This window comes from Tepidiforma sp. (assembly GCF_034432735.1).
Lineage (GTDB): Bacteria > Chloroflexota > Dehalococcoidia > Tepidiformales > Tepidiformaceae > Tepidiforma.
In genome coordinates this window covers 1-16,925 of record NZ_DAOUBJ010000040.1, presented here as the reverse complement: position 1 = coordinate 16,925, position 16,925 = coordinate 1, and the positions used below count along the sequence as shown (strand labels likewise).

The window sequence follows — 16,925 nt, the reverse complement described above, 5'->3', positions numbered from 1 at the left end:
GGTTGGGCGGTTCGCGGCCGGCGAGGACGGCGATGATGTTGGCGGCGGCGATCTCGGCCATTCTGGCGCGGGTGGTATGGCTGGCGGAGCCGATGTGCGGGGTGATGATGACGTTGGGGAAGGTGTAGAGGGGATGGTCGAGGGGGAGGGGCTCGGGGGTGGTGACGTCGAGGGCGGCGCCGCCGAGGTGGCCGCTCTGGAGGGCTTGGGCGAGGGCGTCTTGGTCGACGACCTCGCCCCGTGCGGTGTTGACGAGGATGGCGCCTGGCTTCATGGCGGCGAAGGCGGTGGCATCGAGGAGGTGGCGGGTCTGGGGGGTGAGCGGGGTGTGGAGGGAGACGAAGTCGGCTTCGGCGAGTAGCTGTGGGAGTGGGCGGTAGGCGAGGCCGAGGTCGGCTTCGAGGGCGGGCTTGCGGGTTCGGGAGTGGTAGAGGATGCGCATGCGGAAGCCGCGTGCGCGGCGGGCGAGGGCTTCGCCGATTTCGCCGAGTCCGACGATGCCGAGGGTGGCGCCGAAGACGTCGTGGCCGAGGAAGGCGGTGGGCGACCAGGTTTTCCAGCCGCCGGCGCGGGTGTGGCGGTCGGCTTCGACGACGCGGCGGGCTGCGGCGAGGAGGAGGGCGATGGCGAGGTCGGCGGTGGTTTCGGCGAGGACGCCTGGGGTGTTGGTGACCCAAATGCCGAGGCTGGCTGCGGCGGCGGGGTCGATGTTGTCGTAACCGACGGCCATGTTGGCGACGATCCGGAGGCGCGGTGCGGCGGCGAGCATTTGGGGGGTGATGCGGTCGACGACCATGGCGATGACGGCGTCGCTGCGGGCGAGTTCGGCGGCGAGGTCGGCGGGGGGCGGCGGGAGTTCGCCGGGCCAGATGTGGACATGGTGGCCGGCGTTGCGGAGGAGTTGGGGGGCGGGGCCAGGGACGGATCGGGTGATGAAGATGCGGCTCACGCTGAGGAAGTGTGGGGTGCGCGCGGCGCGATAGCTAGGCCGGGTGTAGGCTTGGCGCGAATTTGCGATCGGTGGAGCGTCGTCGATGACCACGACCAGTGAACCCCGGCGTGTTTCGCCGACGGAGTCGGTCCTCCAGAGTGTGATTGCGGCGGCGGATCGGCTGCATACGCCGCCGGAGGTGGTGGACCTTTTGCGGACGTCGTGGAGGGAGGTGCGGGCACAGGTGCCGGTGCGGATGGACGATCGGACGCTGCGGATTTTCGAGGGGTACCGGGTGCAGCACAACGGGGCGCGTGGGCCGTACAAGGGTGGGGTTCGCTTCCATCCGCAGGCGGACCTGGACGAGGTGCGGGCGCTGGCGATGTTGATGACCTACAAGTGCGCGCTGATGGATTTGCCGTTCGGCGGGGCGAAGGGCGGCGTGATGTGCGACCCGACGCATATGAGCGAATCGGAGTTGAATCGGCTGACGCGGACGTACACCCAGCACATCGGGATGGTGTTGGGGGTAAACCGGGATATTCCGGCTCCGGATATGGGAACGAATCAGCAGACGATGGCGTGGATGATGGATGCGTACGGTGCACGGTATGGGTACACGCCGGGGATCGTGACGGGGAAGCCGGTGGAGCTGGGGGGAAGCTATGGGCGCGACCAAGCGACTGGGCGTGGGGTGGCGATCTGTATGCGGGAGCTGGCGCGGATGGAGGGTGTGCCACCGCAGGAGATCCGGGTTGCGATCCAGGGATACGGAAATGTGGGGAGTTGGACGGCTCGGGTGGCGAGCGAGATGGGGTTTCGGGTGGTGGGGGTGAGCGATGTGAAGGGGGGTATCTGGAACCCGGAGGGGATCGATGTGGCGGCGCTGGACCGGTGGTACGCGGTGGCGGGTTCGGTGGCGGGCTTCGAGCCGGCGGAGCCGATCACGAACGAGGCGCTGCTGGAGTTGGATTGCGATTACTTGGTGCCAGCGGCGATCGGGGAGGTGATCACGGAGGCGAATGCGGCGCGGGTGAGGGCGCGGGTGGTGGTGGAGGCGGCGAACCACCCGGTGACGCCGGCGGCGGACGCGATTCTGCGGGGGCGGAAGGTGTTGGTGCTGCCGGACATTTTGGCGAATGCGGGCGGGGTGACGGTTTCGTATTTCGAGTGGACGCAGAATATCCAGCAATTCCGTTGGCCGTTGGAGCGGGTGTTGGAGGAGCTGGAGCGGAGGATGGTGTCGACGTTCGATGAGCTGATGGCGCGTTCGGCGCGGGATGGGACGCAGCCACGGGAGGCGGCGTTCGACATTGGGCTGGAGCGGGTTGCGCGGGCGATTCAGTTGCGTGGATTTGTGTAAGGGGCGGCGGTTGGGCGCTTGCGGGCGGGTGTAGAATCGCGTCGGCGAGCCGCAGCCGGGGTGGGCAGGGTTCCGCCCCGGGGGAGGTGATGGCCGTGGCGACGACGGCGGACACGGGCCCGACCGGGGGCGCGCACCCGGGCTACCCGCTCTCGCGGGAGCGGCTCTTGGAGATGTACCGCTACATGCTGCTGGCGCGACGCCTGGACGAGCGGATGTTGACGTTGCAGCGGCAGGGTCTGGCGGCGTTCGTGATTGCGGGGGTTGGGCAGGAGGCGGCGCAGGTGGGGGCGGCGATGGCGCTTCGGCCAGGTGTGGATTTCGTTGCGCCCTACTACCGGGACCTCGCGGTGAACTTGGTTTTCGGGATGTCGGCGCGGGAGGCGATGCTGAACGCGCTGGGCAAGCGCGACGACCCGAACAGCCACGGGCGCCAGATGCCGGCCCACTGGGGGAATCGGGCGCGGCGCATCGTGACGCAATCGAGCGTGGTGGCGACGCAACTACTCCACGCGGCGGGGATCGCGCTGGGGGCTCGGCTGCGGGGCGAGGAGCTGGTGGTTTTTGCTTCGTGCGGTGAGGGGAGCACGAGCCGGGGGGACTTTCACGAGGCGCTGAATTTTGCCTCGATCCACCGGCTGCCGGTGCTCTTTTTCGTGGAGAACAACGGCTACGCGATTTCGGAGCGGGCGGAGAAGGAGATGGCGGTGGAGCATGTTGCGGACCGAGGGCGGGCGTACCGGATGCCCTCGGCGGTGGTGGACGGGATGGATGCGGTGGCGGTGTACCAGACGGTGAAGGCGGCGGCGGACCAGGCCCGGAGGGGTGGCGGCCCGCACTTGATCGAGGCGAAGTGCTACCGGCTCTGGCCGCATTCGAGCGACGATGACGACACGCGCTACCGGCCACGGGCGGAGCTGGAGGAGTGGGCGAAGAAGGATCCGCTCTTGGTGATGCGAACGCGGTTGGTGGAGGACGGGATGGCGAGCGAGGAGGCGCTGGCCGCGCTGGAGGCGGGGGTCAACGAGGAGGTGCTAGATGCGGCGCAGTGGGCGCTCCAGCAGCCGGACCCGGCCCCGGAGGATGCGCTGGGGTTCGTGTTCAAGGAGGGGGAGTGATGGCTGTGGTGACGGTGCTCGAGGCGGTCCGTGGGGCGATCGGCGAGGCGATGGAGGGCGACGAGCGGGTGCTGGTGTTGGGGGAGGATGTGGAGGCGGGCGGGGTGTTCCGGGCGACGGATGGGCTGGCGGCGCGCTTTCCGGGGAGGGTGATCGATACGCCGCTGGCGGAATCGTCGATCATCGGGGTGAGCATCGGCCTGGCGCACTATGGGATGCGGCCGATTGCCGAGATTCAGTTCGCGGATTTCATTCATGCTGGGTTCGACCAGCTGTGCAGCGAGGCTTCGCGCTGGTGCTATCGGACGTGCGGGGATGCGTGGCTGCCGATGGTGGTGCGGGCGCCGTGGGGTGGCGGGGTGCACGGGGGGCAGCATCATTCGCAAAGCATCGAGGCCTACTACGGGCACATTCCGGGGATCAAGGTGGTGGTGCCGAGCTTTCCGGCGGACTATCGTTCGCTCCTGTTGGCGGCGGTGAGGGACCCGAACCCGGTGTTGTTCTTGGAGCACAAGCGGACGTACCGGTTGATTCGGCAGGAGATCGATGGGGCGCCGGCGGAGTCGGTGATCGGGAGGTCGCGGATTGTGCGGCGGGGGGACGATGTGACGGTGATTGCGTGGGGGTTGATGCTGCACGAGGCGCTGGCGGCGGCGGAGTCGTTGGCTGGTGATGGGATCGAGTGCACGGTGGTGGATTTGCTTTCGGTGCAGCCGCTGGACCGGGAGACGATCTGCGAGGCGGCGAAGGCGACGGGCAAGGTGTTGATCGTGCACGAGGACACGCTGACTGGCGGGTTCGGGGCGGAGATTGCGGCGACGATCGTGGAGCACGCGTTCGAGTATCTCGATGCGCCGATTCGGCGGCTCTGCGGGCCGGATGTGCCGGCGATGCCGTATCACCACGCGATGGAAGCGTTCTTCATGCCGGACCGAGTGCGGATTGCCGCGACGGTCCGGGAGCTGGCTGCGTACTGAGGCAGCGGGAGCTGCCGGGAGGAGGGTGCTGGTGACGACGGTGACGATGCCGCAGCTGGGGGAGAGTGTGACGGAGGGGACGATCGTGGCGTGGCTGAAGTCGGAGGGCGATACGGTGGCGCTCGACGAGCCGCTCTGCGAGATCGAAACGGAGAAGGTGACGGCTGAGCTGCCTTCGCCGGTGGCGGGGGTGCTGCGTCGGATTCTGGTTCCTCAGGGCGAGACGGTGGCGGTGGGTGCGGCGCTTTGCGAGGTGGAGGAGGCCGGGGGGACGGCAGCCGGGCTGGCGCCGGGGGCGGCTCGGGGGGAGGTGGAACTTCGGCCTGTGGGGAGGGCGGCGCTGGCTACGCCCGGGACTCCGGCGAGTGGGGCCGAGGCTCCCGGTGGGGGCCGGCGCCGCTTTTATTCGCCGGCGGTCCAGCGGCTGGCCGAGCTGCACGGGGTGGATCTCTCGCTGGTGCCGGGTACGGGGATCGGTGGGCGGGTGACGCGGAAGGATGTGGAGGCGTATGTGGCGCGCGCTGGTGCGGGGGTGACCGGACCACGCTCGGCGGAGCCCGAGGCGCCGCCGGTGGGCGTTGCAGCTTCTGCGGGTGCGGATGTTTCGGTGGTTCCGTTGGTGGGGGTTCGGAAGACGATCGCGGAGAACATGGCCAGGTCGAACCGGGAGGTCCCGCAGGCGTGGACGATGGTGGAGGTGGATATGACGCGGCTGGCGGCGCGCCGGGCGGCGCTGGAGGGGCAGCTGTCGGGGCGAAAGGTGACGTTCTTGCCGCTGTTCATCGAAGCGGTGTGTCGAGCGCTGCGGGAGCACCCGAGGTTGAATGCCCGGTTGGAGGATGGCGAGGTGAGGGTTTGGCGCCGGCTGAACATCGGGGTGGCGGTGGCGACGGACTGGGGGTTGGTGGTGCCGGTGCTCCACGATGCGGGCGAGCTGAGCGCGGAGGGGCTTGCGGTGCGGCTGGAGGAGCTGGTCCGGCGGGCTCGTGAGCGGCAGCTGACGGTGGGGGATGTGGAGGGGGGCACGTTCACGGTGAACAATACGGGTGCGTTCGGGTCGATCGCGTCGAAGCCGCTGGTGCTGCCGCCGCAGGTGGCGATCGTGACGTTGGAGCGGGTGGTGCGACGCCCGGTGGTGGTTGGGGAGGATGCGTTGGCGATTCGACAGTTGGCGAATGTCTGTCTGAGCTTCGATCATCGGGCGCTGGACGGGCTGGAGGCGGGGAGGTTCCTGGCGACGCTTCGCGGTTACCTGGAGGGCGGAGGGGGTGGGCCGGAATGAGCTGTCGGGGGAGGATGGGTGGCGAGGGGAGCACCCTTACCGTTAGGATGGGGTGAATGGTTGGCGCGTGGTTCGCCAGGACGTTCAAGGCGCTGGAGTACCGGGACTACCGTGTGCTCTGGATCGGGACGTCGCTGGCGTTCCTGGCGTTCATGATGTCGTCGGTGGTGCAGGCGGTGGTGGCGTTCGACTTGACGGGGCGGAACGGGGCGGTGGGGTTCGTCTCGCTGGGGATGGGGCTGGCGACGATTCTCGTGTCGCCGTTCGGGGGGGTGGTGGCGGATCGGGTTTCGAAACGCCGACTGCTGTTGATCGGGCAGACGTCGATCGGGCTGAACTTCGTGGTGGTGGGCGTTCTGATCGTGCGGGATGCGATCACGATTCCGCTGCTGGCGCTTTCGACGCTGGTGATGGGTGCGGTGTTTTCGTTCATCGGGCCGGCGCGCCAGGCATGGGTGGGTGAGCTATTGCCGCCGAAGGATCTGCCGAACGGGATTGCGTTGCAGCAGGTGGGAATGACGTTGACGCGGGTGGTTGGGCCGTTCGTTGCGGCGGGGCTGATCGGGGTTTCGTTCATTGGCACGGGTGGTACGTATCTGTTCATGGGCGGGCTGTTCGTGTTCGTGGTGGGGAGCCTGGCGATGTTGCCGCCGTCGCGGACGGTGGCGCGTGGGGGGCGCTCGTTTCGCGACGATCTCATCCTGGGGGTGCGGCACATCCGGGAGCGGAAGCGGCTGATGCTGGCGGTGGTGACGTTCATCGGGGTGATCATGGCGGGGTTTTCCTACTTCGTGGTGCTACCGGGTTTTTTGGAGAACCAGCTGGGGCGATCGTCGAAGGACATGGCGCTGTTGATGGCGGCGGGGGCTGCGAGCGGATTCGTGGTGTCGCTGGCTATGGCTGGGGCGGCGAGTTCGCGCCATGCGTGGACGCTGATGGCAGCTGGTGGGCTGGTGCTGGGGCTCTCGCTGGGGTTCCTTGCGGTGGCGCCGAGTTTCCTGGTTGCGGTGATGGCGATGGTTGCGGTGGGTTCGGGGACGGGGGCCTTCCAGGTGCTGAACAATGCGATCGTGATGCGGGAGGCGGAGCCGGCGTACCACGGGCGGGTGATGTCGCTGACGATGCTGGCTTGGGGGGTGAACGGGCTCGTGGCGTATCCGTTCGGGGCGCTCGCGGACCGCATCGGGGAGCGGGAGACGCTGGCGGCGATGGCGACGGGCGTGTTGGTTATCGTCGGGGCGGCTTGGCTCGCCGGGCTCCCGTTGCGGGAGCGCGCAGGGGCGGCCGCTCCGGTGGAGACGCTACCGCAACCAGCGGGTGGCGACTAAGCTTGCGGGGTATCCACGAGAGGGAGCGATATGGGCAGGGAAGAGCTGGCCGCGCTGATCGCGATTCTGGAACGGGCACGGGAGGAGGGCCCGAGCAGCCCGGTGATCGGGACGTGGAAGATCGCGTTCGACAAGAGGCGCGGGGCGTTCGTGTTCGACAAGTGCGAGAACGAGGGGTACTGCGAGGAGCGCCCGGCTGTCATCGCGCTCGACGGGAGCGTGCTGGACCCTGGGGGACCGCTGTTCGGCTGACGGGCCCTGGCTGGCGACGCGCTCGCCACCAGCCGAACGCGACGCCAACGGCGGCGCCGATGGCATCGGCGAGGACGTCGAGGGCGCTGGCGTGGCGGTTGGGGACGAACGTTTGGTGGAATTCATCGGAGATGCCGTAGGCGACGGCGAGCAGCCAGGCGGCGAGGGTGACGGTCGATGGGCGGGCGATGCGCGAGCGGTGGAGCGCTTGTTGGGCGAGGTAGCCGAAGACGGCGTACACGGCGACGTGGGCGGCGATGGCGCGGGGCTCGGTGACCCTGGGACCGGGCGGGTTGGGGAAGCTGGAGAGGACGAAGATGAGGGTGGCCCAGGCGAGGAGTGCAGCGAGCCAGGGAAGGGCTTCGCGTCGGGTCATGGTGCTGGTTCGAGGCTGGCGAGGGCGGCTTCGAGCTCTTGGCGGCTGGTGATGTCGCGGGCGATGCGGAGGAACTCCCCGATGTCGCCGGTCCGTTGCCAGAGGGTTTCGAAGAGCGGGCCGATCGGGTTGGAGGATTGGGGGCTATCGGCGTAGGTGCCGTAGAAGGCGAAGTAGGCCTGGTTGATTTTGCGGATGGCGATGCCGTTCTCGGCGAGGTAGCGGCGCTTTTCTTCCATGAGTTGCTCGGCTTGGGCGATGCGTCCTTGGGCGAGGAGGTCGTCGACGGCGAGGCGGAGGCTGCGCATTTCGGCGTCGAAGTCGATGGCAGGGTTGCGGTTGGGTGCCGGACCGCTGCCGTCTTCGCCGGGTGGGAATTGGAGGGGGTGGCGGAGCATGACGAGGCGGGCGATTTCGCGTCCGGCGATGGAGGCGACGGTTTCGTTGAGCGCCTCGGCATCGCCACCTTTTCCCCACTGCTGGCCGAGGGGGTAGAAGGCGAGGTAGTGGTGGACCCATTCGTGGGCTGCGGTTTCGAGGATGGCTGCGTAGGAGCGGTCGTCGCGGACGATGGCGGGGTAGGCTGCGAGTCCGCCGAGGGAAACGACGAGGGAGACGGTATTGGGGGAATCGGCACGGGCCTCGATGCGTTCGATTTCGGCGAGGGTGAGGCCGGGCTGGAGGAGGGTATCGCCGAGTCGCTCGATCCGGTCGCGGGGTGAGCGGACGAGGAGTCGGGGTGGGCTGGTGAGTTCGAAGGCGATGGGCGGCCAGGTGATTCGGATGTCGCTGAAGAGCGGCAAGGGGCGTTGGAGGTTGGCAGCGGCGACGACGCTGGCGATGCCGGAGGAGATGAACCGCTCGACGTCGTTTTCGTAGGTTGCGCGCTCGTTCTCGAGGGTTGCGATGAGTTGGAGGTCGGGTTGTTCGCGGGCGGTTTCGGCGCGGATTCGGGAGGTGAGGGCGAAGTACTGGAGGACGGCGTATTCGTTGGTAGCTTGGGCGGTGGAGGGCCCGAGCCCGGTGATGTGGGCGAGCGTGGGGACGAGGGTTTGGGCCTCCCAACGCCAGAGGTGGTAGCGGTAGGTGGCGAACTCTCCGCGGGGGGCGAAGAGGGTGAGGGCAGCGCCGAGAAGGATGCCGAGGAGTCCGGCGAGGGTGAAGGCGAGCAACCAGGTGTGTGGGTGCCAGGGGTGGAGGTCGGCCGGCGGGCCGTGAGCGACGGAGGGGGCGGCCATGACGGTAACTGTACCTGGCGGCTGGGGCAGGCGGGGTGAAGGTGCTACCGCCTTACGGGGTCCGTCGTAGACTGGCGGGGATGGGCGCTGAGGCAACGATGGAGACGCGTGGCGGCGGCCGGAGGCCGGCGTACCGGCTGCACTATGCTTCGTTCGAATCGCGGGTGGCGGCCGGGGCGCTGGATGTGCTGGTGATGTTCATCATCGCGGCGCTGTTGGTGACGGCGGGGTCGCTGATCGTGCTGATTTCTTCGGACTTCGAACGGGTTGAGCCTTCGGCGACGGCGCTTTCTGCGTTCTGGGTCTGTGTCGGGCTGATTCCTTTGGCGCTGGTGCTCTATTTTTTCGTGGGTTTTGCGTGGAAGGGGCAGACGGTCGGTGCGGCGGTGATGCAGCTGATGGTGGTTCGCTCGGATGGGCGTCCTCTGGGTGTGTTGGGGGCGATGGCGCGGGTGATCGGGCAGCTTTTCTACGTGTTGTTGGCGGGCATCGGGGTGGTGGCGGCGTACGCGTTGCGGGAGTCGGCGTTGCTCGCGGGCCTGGCGCTCGGCGTGGCGTTCGTGCTTGCGGCAGCGGGCATTCTGTGGGCTGCTTTCGACCGCCACCGGCGGACGTTGCACGACCGGCTGGCGGGCACGATCGTGGTGCGACTGGTGTGAGCGATCGGTTCGAGTTGGAGGCGGAGGGCGGGCTCTCGACCCGCGAGCGGTTGTACGCGGAGGTGGCGGGGTCGCGGGACGGGCGGAGGTCGTTGGTGGCGGTGGCGTTGGCACTGGCGACATTCGGGCTCGTGCTGGCGGTGAGCGTCTGGCAGGTGACGGCGGAGGCGACGGCCCTTCCGATGCTCCGGTCGGTGGTGGCGAGCTTGACGGACATCGATGTGTTTCTCGCGGAGAACGGGGAGGCGTTGCGGGCGGAGGCGGTTCGGTCGGAGGGGCCGCTGGAGCTGCCGGGGTATCCGCTTCCGATTGTGGTGGGGGCGGATGAGGTGCGCGCTGGTGATGCGGCCGAGCTTCGGGGCCTGCTGCTCGACCGCTCGGCGGCATTGGTGTACGCGGAGGGGCTGGGTGTGTTCGATCGGACGGGGGACCAGGCGATCGACCGGCTGTCGTTGGAGGGTCTGTTGGAGCTGGCGGCAGGGCAACTTTCGCGCGGGACGCACGAACGGGCGGGAGCGGCGGCCGTGGTGTTGGCGGGGCTGGCGGCGGTGTTGGCGGCGCTCCTCGGGGCGATGTCGACGGGCTGGAGTCGGATGCGGGCTCCGGCCGCGGCGATGGCGTTGGGCGGTGTGGGCGGTGCGGCGCTGAGCTTCGCAGCCTGGGGTTTGGTGGGGCAGTTGGGGGGTGACGATCCGTTCATGGCGGACCTTCGGGCGGTGGTGCAGGCTGCCTTTTCGGCAGGTACGAGGAATGGGGCGATCGTGACTGGCGGGGGGCTAGCGCTGGTGGTGGCTGCGTGGGTGCTGGAGGTGGTGGAGCGGCGTGTGGGCGAGCCGGTTGGCAGGGAGCGCTCCGAGGAGCGGGTGGGGGCGGACGAGGGGGAGGCGGGCTGAGGGCGCCGTTGCCGGGGTGCCCTTTGCCAGCGGCAGGGGTAGCGGCCAGAATGGCGGGCACGAGACCTGGAGGGACAGTCGGTGGAGTTTTGCCGTTACGAGAAGAAGGGGCACGTGGTGACGATCACGATCACGCGGCCGGAGGTGATGAATGCGCTCCATCCGCCGGCGAGCTGGGAGCTGAACGAGGCGTGGGACCGGTTCGCGGGGGACGACGACGCGTGGGTGGCGGTGCTGACAGGGGAGGGGGAACGCGCGTTTTCGGCGGGGAACGATTTGAAGTACACGGCGGAGGTTTCGCGGCTCCCGAAGGAGGAGCGGCCGAGCCTGTCGTGGCCGCCGGGGGGATTCGGTGGGATTACGAATCGGTTCGATCTGTTCAAGCCGATCATTGCCCGGGTGAACGGATTTGCGCTGGGCGGCGGCCTGGAGATGGCGCTGGCGTGCGACATCATCGTTGCGGCCGAGCATGCGGAACTGGGGTTGCCGGAGCCGCGGCGGGGGCTGATTGCGGGGGCGTTGGGGGTGCATCGGCTTCCACGGCAGCTGCCCTTGAAAATCGCGATGGGGTACATGTTGACGGGGCGGCATATTCCGGCACACCGGGCTGCGGAGCTTGGGCTGGTGAACGAGGTGGTGCCGCTCCATGAGCTCGATGGGGCGGTCGAGCGTTGGGTGGAGGATATTTTGCGGTGCGCGCCGCTCTCGGTTCGGGCGACGAAGGAGGCGGCGATGCGGGGGCTGCACTTGAGCGTGGAGGAGGCGGGTGCGCAGCGGTACGAGTGGGAGGTGCGCCGGCGCGCGAGCGAGGACGCGATCGAGGGGCCGCGGGCGTTCGCGGAGAAGCGGCCGCCGGAGTGGAAGGGGCGCTAGGCGGTGTAGCGAGCGGCGAAGATGGCGTCGTCGAGGGGTGCGCCGTGGCGTCGGTCGCGCACGGCGTGCTCCATGCGGGTGAGCTGGGCGAGGCCTTTGCGGGTGTCGCTTGCGATCCGGGCGCGATCCTGCGATTTGAGGCGGTGTTTGAAGAGCCAGTAGGTGAAGGCTTTCCAATCGCCGAGGGAGACGTGGCCGCGCATGATGGTGCCGGTTTCTTGGTAGTGGAGGGCGAGGAGTTCGTCGCGCGTTTTGCCGTAGATGCGTTGGTACATGGTTTCGTCGACTCGCTGGTCGAACCCCCAAACGCGGGCGCGGATTTCTTTGTGGATCTCTTCTTCGACGGCGAGCTGGAGGGCTTCTTCGACGAGGATGCCGTAGAGGTAGTTGAGGTGGGCGCTGTATTTGGCGGGGCCGATGCGGCGGGCGAATTCGGCGTCGTCGATTTCGAGGTCTTCGGGCCAGCGGTTGCTCCAGAGGAGGGCTTCTCGCTCGGCGGGGGGTACGAGGTCGGCGGCGGCATCGAGGAGGCGCTCGGCGAGGAGGAGCCAATCGAAGGCTTCGTTGGCGATGAGGTAGCGATAGTGTCGGCCGTCGACGACCTCTTCGGGGAGGCGCCAGCGGCCGACGGCATCCAGGAGGGCTTCGAACCAGTGCTGGCCGGACGCGATGGCTTGGCGCATGCGGACGATGATTTCGTCGGGCGCGGGCAGGCCGGCGGGCTCATGTTCGGGGCCATCGATGACGGGCGTTGGGCCAGGGCGGAGCGCCATTCCGAGGTCGATGGTAGCACGGGAGTGGGGCTGGTCCGAGTTCAGGCGCCGCGCCAGATTTTTCGCCGCTGCCAGCAGTGGGCGCAGACGGAGGCGGGGCGTTCGATGGTGACCCAGCCTTGGCGGAAGGGGTACATGCGTTGGCGGACGTGGAGATGGCAGAAGTGGCCGCGGCAGAGGGAGCACTCGTGGCTCGGGTGTGGGGTGCAGCCTTCGATGCCGCAGAGGCCTGCCTGGTTCCGGGCGGCGACGCTGCGGCGGTACGCCTGGTAGGCGACGAGGTCGTCGCGCTTGGCGCGGCAGCGGGGGGCGGTGCAGACGGCTTCGTGGTCTTGGCGGTAGTAGGTGTGGCGTGCGCAGAAGGGTTTGCCGCAGTACTGGCAGGTATCTTCGGCGGTGTCGTTGCAACGGGTGAAGCGGCCACCGAGGCGACAGCGCTGGCCGACGAGCATGCCCATCACCGCACGCGGAGGTTCGTTCATGGTGCGGCGGCGAGAGGTGCCCGGTCAACCCGGGAGCCAGAGGCAGGCACCGGGCCCCTGGGGCACTTGGAGGCGGGCGGCGATGCGCCAATGGCTGGTTTGGAAGACGGTCACGCTGCTATCGCCGTTGGATGCGACTGCGAGGTAGGCGCCGGATGGGGAAAGACAGAGGCCGTCGGGGCGGGCGGGGACGTCGAGGAGGCGGACGATTTTCGCTGCGGCGAGGTCGACGATGGCAACTCGGTCGGCTTGCTGGAGGGCGACGGCGACGGTGTGGTGGTCGAGGGGGATGACGCGGACGGGTCCGCCGCCGAGGTGGAGGGTGGCGTTCGGTTGGAGGGTGACGGGGTGGTAGATGTGGAGGTTTCCGTCGAGGTAACTGGCTGCGACGACGGCATCGGGGAGGGCGGCGATGGTTTCGGGTAGGCGGCCGGCAGGGGCGGAGGTCCCGCCGGTGGGACGGACGGTTTCGACGCGGTCGGCGCGGGCTGCGGCGAGGTGGGGGATGCCTTGGGCGATGGCCACGGCGTGTGGGGTTTGGCCGGTGGGCCAGCGGTCGAGTTCGCGGAGGGAGGCTGCGTCGAGTGCGACGAGGGCGTTGGCATCGCCGAGGGTGATGTAGAGGACGGGGCCGGACGGGGAGGCGGCGAGGCCGTGGGGGCGTCCGTCGAGGGAGAGGAGGCGGAGCAAGCCGGGTGCGTGGGGGTCGATTTCGGCGAGGAGGTCGGCACGGGTGAGGGTGACGTAGAGGCGGTTTTGGATGGTGGCGAGTTCGTGTGGTGCTGCGGGGAGGGCGAGGGAGGCGGAGGTTTGGCGGGCGAGGTCGAGGAGGGTGAGCTGGTCGGTGCGGAGCCCGGCGACGACGAGGAGCCCTTCGGTGGGGGGTGTGGCGGTGGATTGGCGCTGGGCTTGCCGGGAAAACGCGAGTATCGCCAGGAGCATGACCGGGAGGACGGCGAGGCTGGCGATTCGGTTGACGCGGCCGAGGGTGGTGCGCTGCATGGTGGAGGGGGTGGGCTGGGGGCGGGCGAGCCGCCCCCAGCCGGAGCGAGGGTTAGCGGATGATGTTGACGAGGTCTTGCAGCATCTGGTCGCCGGCGGTGATGACGCGGGAGGATGACTGGAAGCCGCGCTGGGCGAGGATGACGTTGGTGAACTGTTGGGCGAGGTCGACGTTGGAGGATTCGAGGGTGCCAGTGCTGACGGAGCCGCGTCCGTTGGTGTTGGGTGCGCCGATGATGGGTTCGCCGGAGTTGGCACTGGGCGCCCAGAGGTTTTGGCCTTGGCGCTGGAGGCCACCGGGGTTGACGAAGCTGGCGAGGGCGAGCTGGCCGATGATCTGGTTGGCGCCGTTGGAGTAGATGCCGGTGATTTCGCCGGTGGACCCGACGGCGAAGGAGACGAGGGCGCCGGCTGGTGCGCCGTCCTGGCTGGAGATGTTGAGCTGGCTCTGGCCGGCGAACTGGGTGAGTGTGGCGAAGTCGATATCGAAGGCGAGCGGGGTTTGGGCGTCGCTGGGCAGGGTGCCGAGGGAGAAGTTGAGGAGGCCGTTGGCGGGGGTCTGGAGGGCGCCGGTTGCGGCGTCGAAGACGAGCTGGCCGGGCGTCGGGGTGACTTGGACGTCGGCGGTGCTGTTGTTGCCGTCGTCGTCGTAGTAGGCGAAGACGTCCCAGGTGTTGGGGCTGGCGTTTTTTCGGAATTCGAGTTTGAGGGTAATTGCGTTGCCGAGGGAGTCGTAGACGGTGAGGGTGGAGCCGACGAGGCCAGTAGGGGGTGGGCCGGCGCTGTAGGTGGGGGTTCCGGCGTCGAGGTTGCCGGCCATGACGACGTTGCTGGTGGCGCGGGCGCTGATGCGGGTGCCGAAGGGGATGGAGAGTGGCTGGAGTGGCCCTTCGGGGTCGACGAGGCCGCTGGGGTCGGCTTTCCAGCCCATGACTTTGAGGCCGGTGTTGGGGTTGACGAGGTTGCCGGCGACATCGATGTCGAAGGCGCCGTCTCGGGTGTAGTAGTTGCGGGTGCCATCGGAGACGACGAAGAAGCCGTCGCCCTGGATGGCGAAGTCGGTGAGTTTGCCGGTGCTCTGGAGGGAGCCCTGGGTCATGATGTTGTCGATGCCGCCGAGCTGCATGCCGAGGCCAATTTGGGCTGGGTTGGAGCCGCCGCGACCGGCTTGGGGGCTGCTGGCGCCCCGGACGGTCTGGCCGAGGATGTCTTGGAAGGTGACGCGGGAGGATTTGAAGGCGATGGTGTTGACGTTGGCGATGTTGTTGCCGACGACGTCCATGAAGGCCATGTGGTTTTTCATGCCGGAGATGGCGGAGAAGAGTGCTCGCATCATGGTGGTAGGCGATCCTTTCGCTGGTGGTGTTGGGGTGGCGGTGTGGATCGGGCCTCCGACGAGCGGACCGGCCCGGTTCGGCTAGGCGATGACGACGGAATCGATGTTGGTGAAGACGTTCTCCTTTCGGGTGGTGGTGTCGAGGGCGGTGACGACGGTTCGGCCGGGGACATCGACGATGACGGCGAGGTTGTCGAGCATGACGACGGTGCTGCGTGCGCCTTTGCTGGCGGCGCGGTCGATGGCGGCATCGAGGCGTTGGAGCTTTGGGGCATCGAGGGCGAGGTCGCGGCGTTCGATGCGCTTGGCGGCGTGGTTGGAGAGGGAGAGGCGGGTGCTGGCGCGCTGGAGCAGGTCGCCGAATTGGGCGGCGGGGGTTTGCGGTGCGCGCGACGTGGGGGTGGGCCTCGCCGATTCGGGGCCGATAGGGGCGGTGCGGTCGATCATGGCTGTTGCACCTGGCTGACGGTGAAGAGGTCGACGACTTTGCCGTCGATGAGGAGGAAGGGGATACCGGAGCTATCCATGACGACTTTTTGGACGGTGCCGGTGATTTCTCGGCCGGCGTTGGGGAGGTCGGCAGCGGCGGCGACGACGCGTTGGTCTTCGTTGACGGCGATGCGCTCGAAGGAGGTGAGCTGGGCGAAGGGGCGGCCGTATTTTTCGCGGGCGACCATGTCGCGGGTGATGGCGATGGCGTCGACTTGTTTGCCGGTGATGGTTTTGCCGATGAGGCCGGCGGCGCTGGTGAGTTCGCTGAGCCCTTGGAGGGCTTTGATTCCGGTGGCGACGGCGCGCATCTGGTTGAGGGCTTCGAACTGTGCCATTTGCGCCATCCAGTCGGAGTCTTTTTGGGGTTCGAGGGGGTTTTGGTTCCGCATTTGGGCGATGATGAGTTTCATGAAGTCGACCTGGCTGAGCTCGTTGTTGGGGGTGCCGGTCGATGGGGCGTAGGTGGCGTTTTTGAGGCCGGTGATGGGGTCGATTTGCAGTCCTGCCATGGCGCTTACCTTTTAGATGCGGTAGAGGAGCGAGCCATCGGGGTTGTAGGCGGCGCGGAGCCGCTGTTCGCGGGCGAGGGCGGCGGGGTCGTCGATGCCGAGGAGGGCGGCGAATTGGCCGGGCGCTGCTTGCGGGCGAGGGGCGGTATCGGATGCCCAGGGGCTGCCCCCGCCGCCGGACCGTGAGCCGAGGCCGATATCGAGGCCGGCGAGGTTGAGTCCGCGCTGTCCGAGGAGTGAGGAGAGGTCGGTGGCGGCGTCGCGGAGGAGCTGGACGGCCTCGGGGGTTTCGGCGTGGACGTCGAGATGGACGGCGTCGTGGCGGGCGTGGAGGTGGATGGTGATTTCACCGAGCCCGGCGGGCTCGAGGTGGATGCGGGCTTCGCCGCCCCCGGATTCGACGCGCTCGATGACGGTGGTGGCGAGGGCATCGAGGTTCTGGATGGCCTGCGGGGCGGGCTCGGGGGCGGGTGGGGTGGGCTGGGGGGCGGATGCGCTCGGAGCCGGGGCGGATTCGCGGAGTTGTGCGACGGCGGAGTTGGGCGCGGCGTGCTGGATGGCGGGCTCGGCGGCGCGGGGGAGGGGCCGATGCTCTTGGGTGGCGGGCACGGGGCGTTGCTGGGTTTCGGGCTCTGCTTTGGCGTTCCCGACGGGGCGGACCACGCCTTGGGGGGATGGCTGCTCGGCGATGTCGGCGGGGAGCGGGGGTGCTCCGGTTTGGGCGGGCTGGCCAGGCGCGGCGGGGTTGTCGGGCTCGGTGGGTTGGGGGGCTGCGACCGATTGGGTGGGTTGGCCGGGGTGGGCATCTGTCGCTGCGCCGGCGGCAGGCGGGAGGATGGGCTCGGTCTGGGTGGTGGTGGGCGGCGCGGGCGCGTCAGCGCGGGTGTTGTTCGGGGGTGTGACGGTGGTGGGTTCGGCGGGATTCGGGGGTTGGTCTCCGGGGGGTTGGGCGGCGAGTGGCGCCGGGGCGCCGGAGTTCGAGGGGGCGGCGGGCAGTGTTTCGACCGGCGGGGCAGCGGGCAGTCGCTGGGCCGGGGCGCC

Annotated in this window: 19 protein-coding genes; 9 read left to right on the top strand and 10 right to left on the bottom strand. The window is 68.6% G+C overall.

From position 1 onward, the window contains the following. The coding region (locus VAE53_RS04140) for a D-glycerate dehydrogenase (RefSeq protein ID WP_322818102.1) at positions 1–949 on the bottom strand (949 nt) is incomplete at its 3' end. 85 nt (positions 950–1,034) lie between these two features. On the opposite strand from VAE53_RS04140, the gene VAE53_RS04135 reads away from it, so the two are divergent. The 6 genes from VAE53_RS04135 to VAE53_RS04110 all read left to right on the top strand — a co-directional run bounded on the left by VAE53_RS04135 (position 1,035) and on the right by VAE53_RS04110 (position 7,251). Next, positions 1,035–2,294 carry a Glu/Leu/Phe/Val dehydrogenase dimerization domain-containing protein gene (locus VAE53_RS04135; RefSeq protein WP_322818101.1) on the top strand — a complete coding sequence of 420 codons (1,260 nt, stop codon included), beginning with the start codon at positions 1,035–1,037 and terminating at the stop codon, positions 2,292–2,294. Between the two features lie 95 nt (positions 2,295–2,389). Continuing rightward, on the top strand, positions 2,390–3,412 hold the full coding sequence (locus VAE53_RS04130) for a thiamine pyrophosphate-dependent dehydrogenase E1 component subunit alpha (RefSeq protein WP_322818100.1): 1,023 nt from the start codon (positions 2,390–2,392) through the stop codon (positions 3,410–3,412). Continuing rightward, positions 3,412–4,389 (top strand): transketolase C-terminal domain-containing protein, encoded by a 978-nt coding sequence (locus VAE53_RS04125; protein ID WP_322818099.1) that lies wholly within the window; start codon positions 3,412–3,414, stop codon positions 4,387–4,389. The genes VAE53_RS04130 and VAE53_RS04125 overlap by 1 nt, the downstream gene beginning before the upstream one ends. 31 nt (positions 4,390–4,420) lie before the next feature. Further along, on the top strand, positions 4,421–5,671 hold the full coding sequence (locus VAE53_RS04120; protein WP_322818098.1) for a dihydrolipoamide acetyltransferase family protein: 1,251 nt from the start codon (positions 4,421–4,423) through the stop codon (positions 5,669–5,671). Positions 5,672–5,727: 56 nt separating this feature from the next. Beyond that, entirely contained in the window at positions 5,728–6,999 is a 1,272-nt protein-coding gene (locus VAE53_RS04115; protein WP_322818097.1) for an MFS transporter, read from the top strand. 30 nt (positions 7,000–7,029) lie between these two features. Further along, positions 7,030–7,251, top strand: a complete 222-nt coding sequence (locus VAE53_RS04110) for a hypothetical protein (protein ID WP_322818096.1) — start codon at positions 7,030–7,032, stop codon at positions 7,249–7,251. Here the strand turns inward: VAE53_RS04110 and VAE53_RS04105 are convergent. Further along, positions 7,199–7,627 (bottom strand): VanZ family protein, encoded by a 429-nt coding sequence (locus VAE53_RS04105; protein ID WP_322818095.1) that lies wholly within the window; start codon positions 7,625–7,627, stop codon positions 7,199–7,201. The genes VAE53_RS04110 and VAE53_RS04105 overlap by 53 nt on opposite strands. Continuing rightward, the gene (locus VAE53_RS04100; protein ID WP_322818094.1) at positions 7,624–8,865 is read right to left on the bottom strand and encodes a hypothetical protein; all 1,242 of its coding nucleotides are present in this window, start codon (positions 8,863–8,865) and stop codon (positions 7,624–7,626) included. Before VAE53_RS04100 ends, VAE53_RS04105 begins: the two co-directional genes overlap by 4 nt. A gap of 80 nt (positions 8,866–8,945) precedes the next feature. On the opposite strand from VAE53_RS04100, the gene VAE53_RS04095 reads away from it, so the two are divergent. From VAE53_RS04095 to VAE53_RS04085, 3 genes are all read left to right on the top strand, one after another. After that, positions 8,946–9,524, top strand: coding sequence for an RDD family protein (locus VAE53_RS04095; RefSeq protein ID WP_322818093.1), 579 nt, complete (start codon positions 8,946–8,948; stop codon positions 9,522–9,524). Continuing rightward, a complete protein-coding gene (locus VAE53_RS04090) occupies positions 9,521–10,417 on the top strand; it encodes a hypothetical protein (protein ID WP_322818092.1) in 897 nt (298 codons plus the stop codon). The genes VAE53_RS04095 and VAE53_RS04090 overlap by 4 nt, the downstream gene beginning before the upstream one ends. 81 nt (positions 10,418–10,498) lie before the next feature. Then, positions 10,499–11,290, top strand: coding sequence for an enoyl-CoA hydratase-related protein (locus VAE53_RS04085; protein ID WP_322818091.1), 792 nt, complete (start codon positions 10,499–10,501; stop codon positions 11,288–11,290). On the opposite strand, the gene VAE53_RS04080 is transcribed toward VAE53_RS04085, so the two are convergent. The 7 genes from VAE53_RS04080 to VAE53_RS04050 all read right to left on the bottom strand — a co-directional run. Further along, positions 11,287–12,063, bottom strand: a complete 777-nt coding sequence (locus VAE53_RS04080) for a hypothetical protein (protein ID WP_322818090.1) — start codon at positions 12,061–12,063, stop codon at positions 11,287–11,289. The genes VAE53_RS04085 and VAE53_RS04080 overlap by 4 nt on opposite strands. A gap of 41 nt (positions 12,064–12,104) precedes the next feature. Continuing rightward, positions 12,105–12,545, bottom strand: a complete 441-nt coding sequence (locus VAE53_RS04075; protein WP_322818089.1) for a hypothetical protein — start codon at positions 12,543–12,545, stop codon at positions 12,105–12,107. 24 nt (positions 12,546–12,569) lie between these two features. Beyond that, positions 12,570–13,547, bottom strand: a complete 978-nt coding sequence (locus VAE53_RS04070; RefSeq protein ID WP_322818088.1) for a hypothetical protein — start codon at positions 13,545–13,547, stop codon at positions 12,570–12,572. A 52-nt stretch (positions 13,548–13,599) separates the two neighbouring features. After that, positions 13,600–14,883, bottom strand: a complete 1,284-nt coding sequence (locus tag VAE53_RS04065) for a flagellar hook protein FlgE (protein ID WP_322818087.1) — start codon at positions 14,881–14,883, stop codon at positions 13,600–13,602. A gap of 81 nt (positions 14,884–14,964) precedes the next feature. Continuing rightward, positions 14,965–15,330, bottom strand: coding sequence for a TIGR02530 family flagellar biosynthesis protein (locus tag VAE53_RS04060; RefSeq protein WP_322818086.1), 366 nt, complete (start codon positions 15,328–15,330; stop codon positions 14,965–14,967). Then, entirely contained in the window at positions 15,327–15,884 is a 558-nt protein-coding gene (locus VAE53_RS04055) for a flagellar hook capping FlgD N-terminal domain-containing protein (RefSeq protein ID WP_322818085.1), read from the bottom strand. Before VAE53_RS04055 ends, VAE53_RS04060 begins: the two co-directional genes overlap by 4 nt. 12 nt (positions 15,885–15,896) lie before the next feature. Further along, the coding region (locus tag VAE53_RS04050; protein ID WP_322818084.1) for a flagellar hook-length control protein FliK at positions 15,897–16,925 on the bottom strand (1,029 nt) is incomplete at its 5' end.

Bases quoted from the DNA above. Each gene is read 5' to 3' on its own strand.
- VAE53_RS04135 (WP_322818101.1), top strand. From the start codon at position 1,035: ATGACCACGACCAGTGAACCCCGGCGTGTTTCGCCGACGGAGTCGGTC.
- VAE53_RS04125 (WP_322818099.1), top strand. From the start codon at position 3,412: ATGGCTGTGGTGACGGTGCTCGAGGCGGTCCGTGGGGCGATCGGCGAG.
- VAE53_RS04115 (WP_322818097.1), top strand. From the start codon at position 5,728: ATGGTTGGCGCGTGGTTCGCCAGGACGTTCAAGGCGCTGGAGTACCGG.
- VAE53_RS04110 (WP_322818096.1), top strand. From the start codon at position 7,030: ATGGGCAGGGAAGAGCTGGCCGCGCTGATCGCGATTCTGGAACGGGCA.
- VAE53_RS04105 (WP_322818095.1), bottom strand. From the start codon at position 7,627: ATGACCCGACGCGAAGCCCTTCCCTGGCTCGCTGCACTCCTCGCCTGG.
- VAE53_RS04100 (WP_322818094.1), bottom strand. From the start codon at position 8,865: ATGGCCGCCCCCTCCGTCGCTCACGGCCCGCCGGCCGACCTCCACCCC.
- VAE53_RS04095 (WP_322818093.1), top strand. From the start codon at position 8,946: ATGGGCGCTGAGGCAACGATGGAGACGCGTGGCGGCGGCCGGAGGCCG.
- VAE53_RS04080 (WP_322818090.1), bottom strand. From the start codon at position 12,063: ATGGCGCTCCGCCCTGGCCCAACGCCCGTCATCGATGGCCCCGAACAT.
- VAE53_RS04075 (WP_322818089.1), bottom strand. From the start codon at position 12,545: ATGAACGAACCTCCGCGTGCGGTGATGGGCATGCTCGTCGGCCAGCGC.
- VAE53_RS04070 (WP_322818088.1), bottom strand. From the start codon at position 13,547: ATGCAGCGCACCACCCTCGGCCGCGTCAACCGAATCGCCAGCCTCGCC.
- VAE53_RS04065 (WP_322818087.1), bottom strand. From the start codon at position 14,883: ATGATGCGAGCACTCTTCTCCGCCATCTCCGGCATGAAAAACCACATG.
- VAE53_RS04060 (WP_322818086.1), bottom strand. From the start codon at position 15,330: ATGATCGACCGCACCGCCCCTATCGGCCCCGAATCGGCGAGGCCCACC.
- VAE53_RS04055 (WP_322818085.1), bottom strand. From the start codon at position 15,884: ATGGCAGGACTGCAAATCGACCCCATCACCGGCCTCAAAAACGCCACC.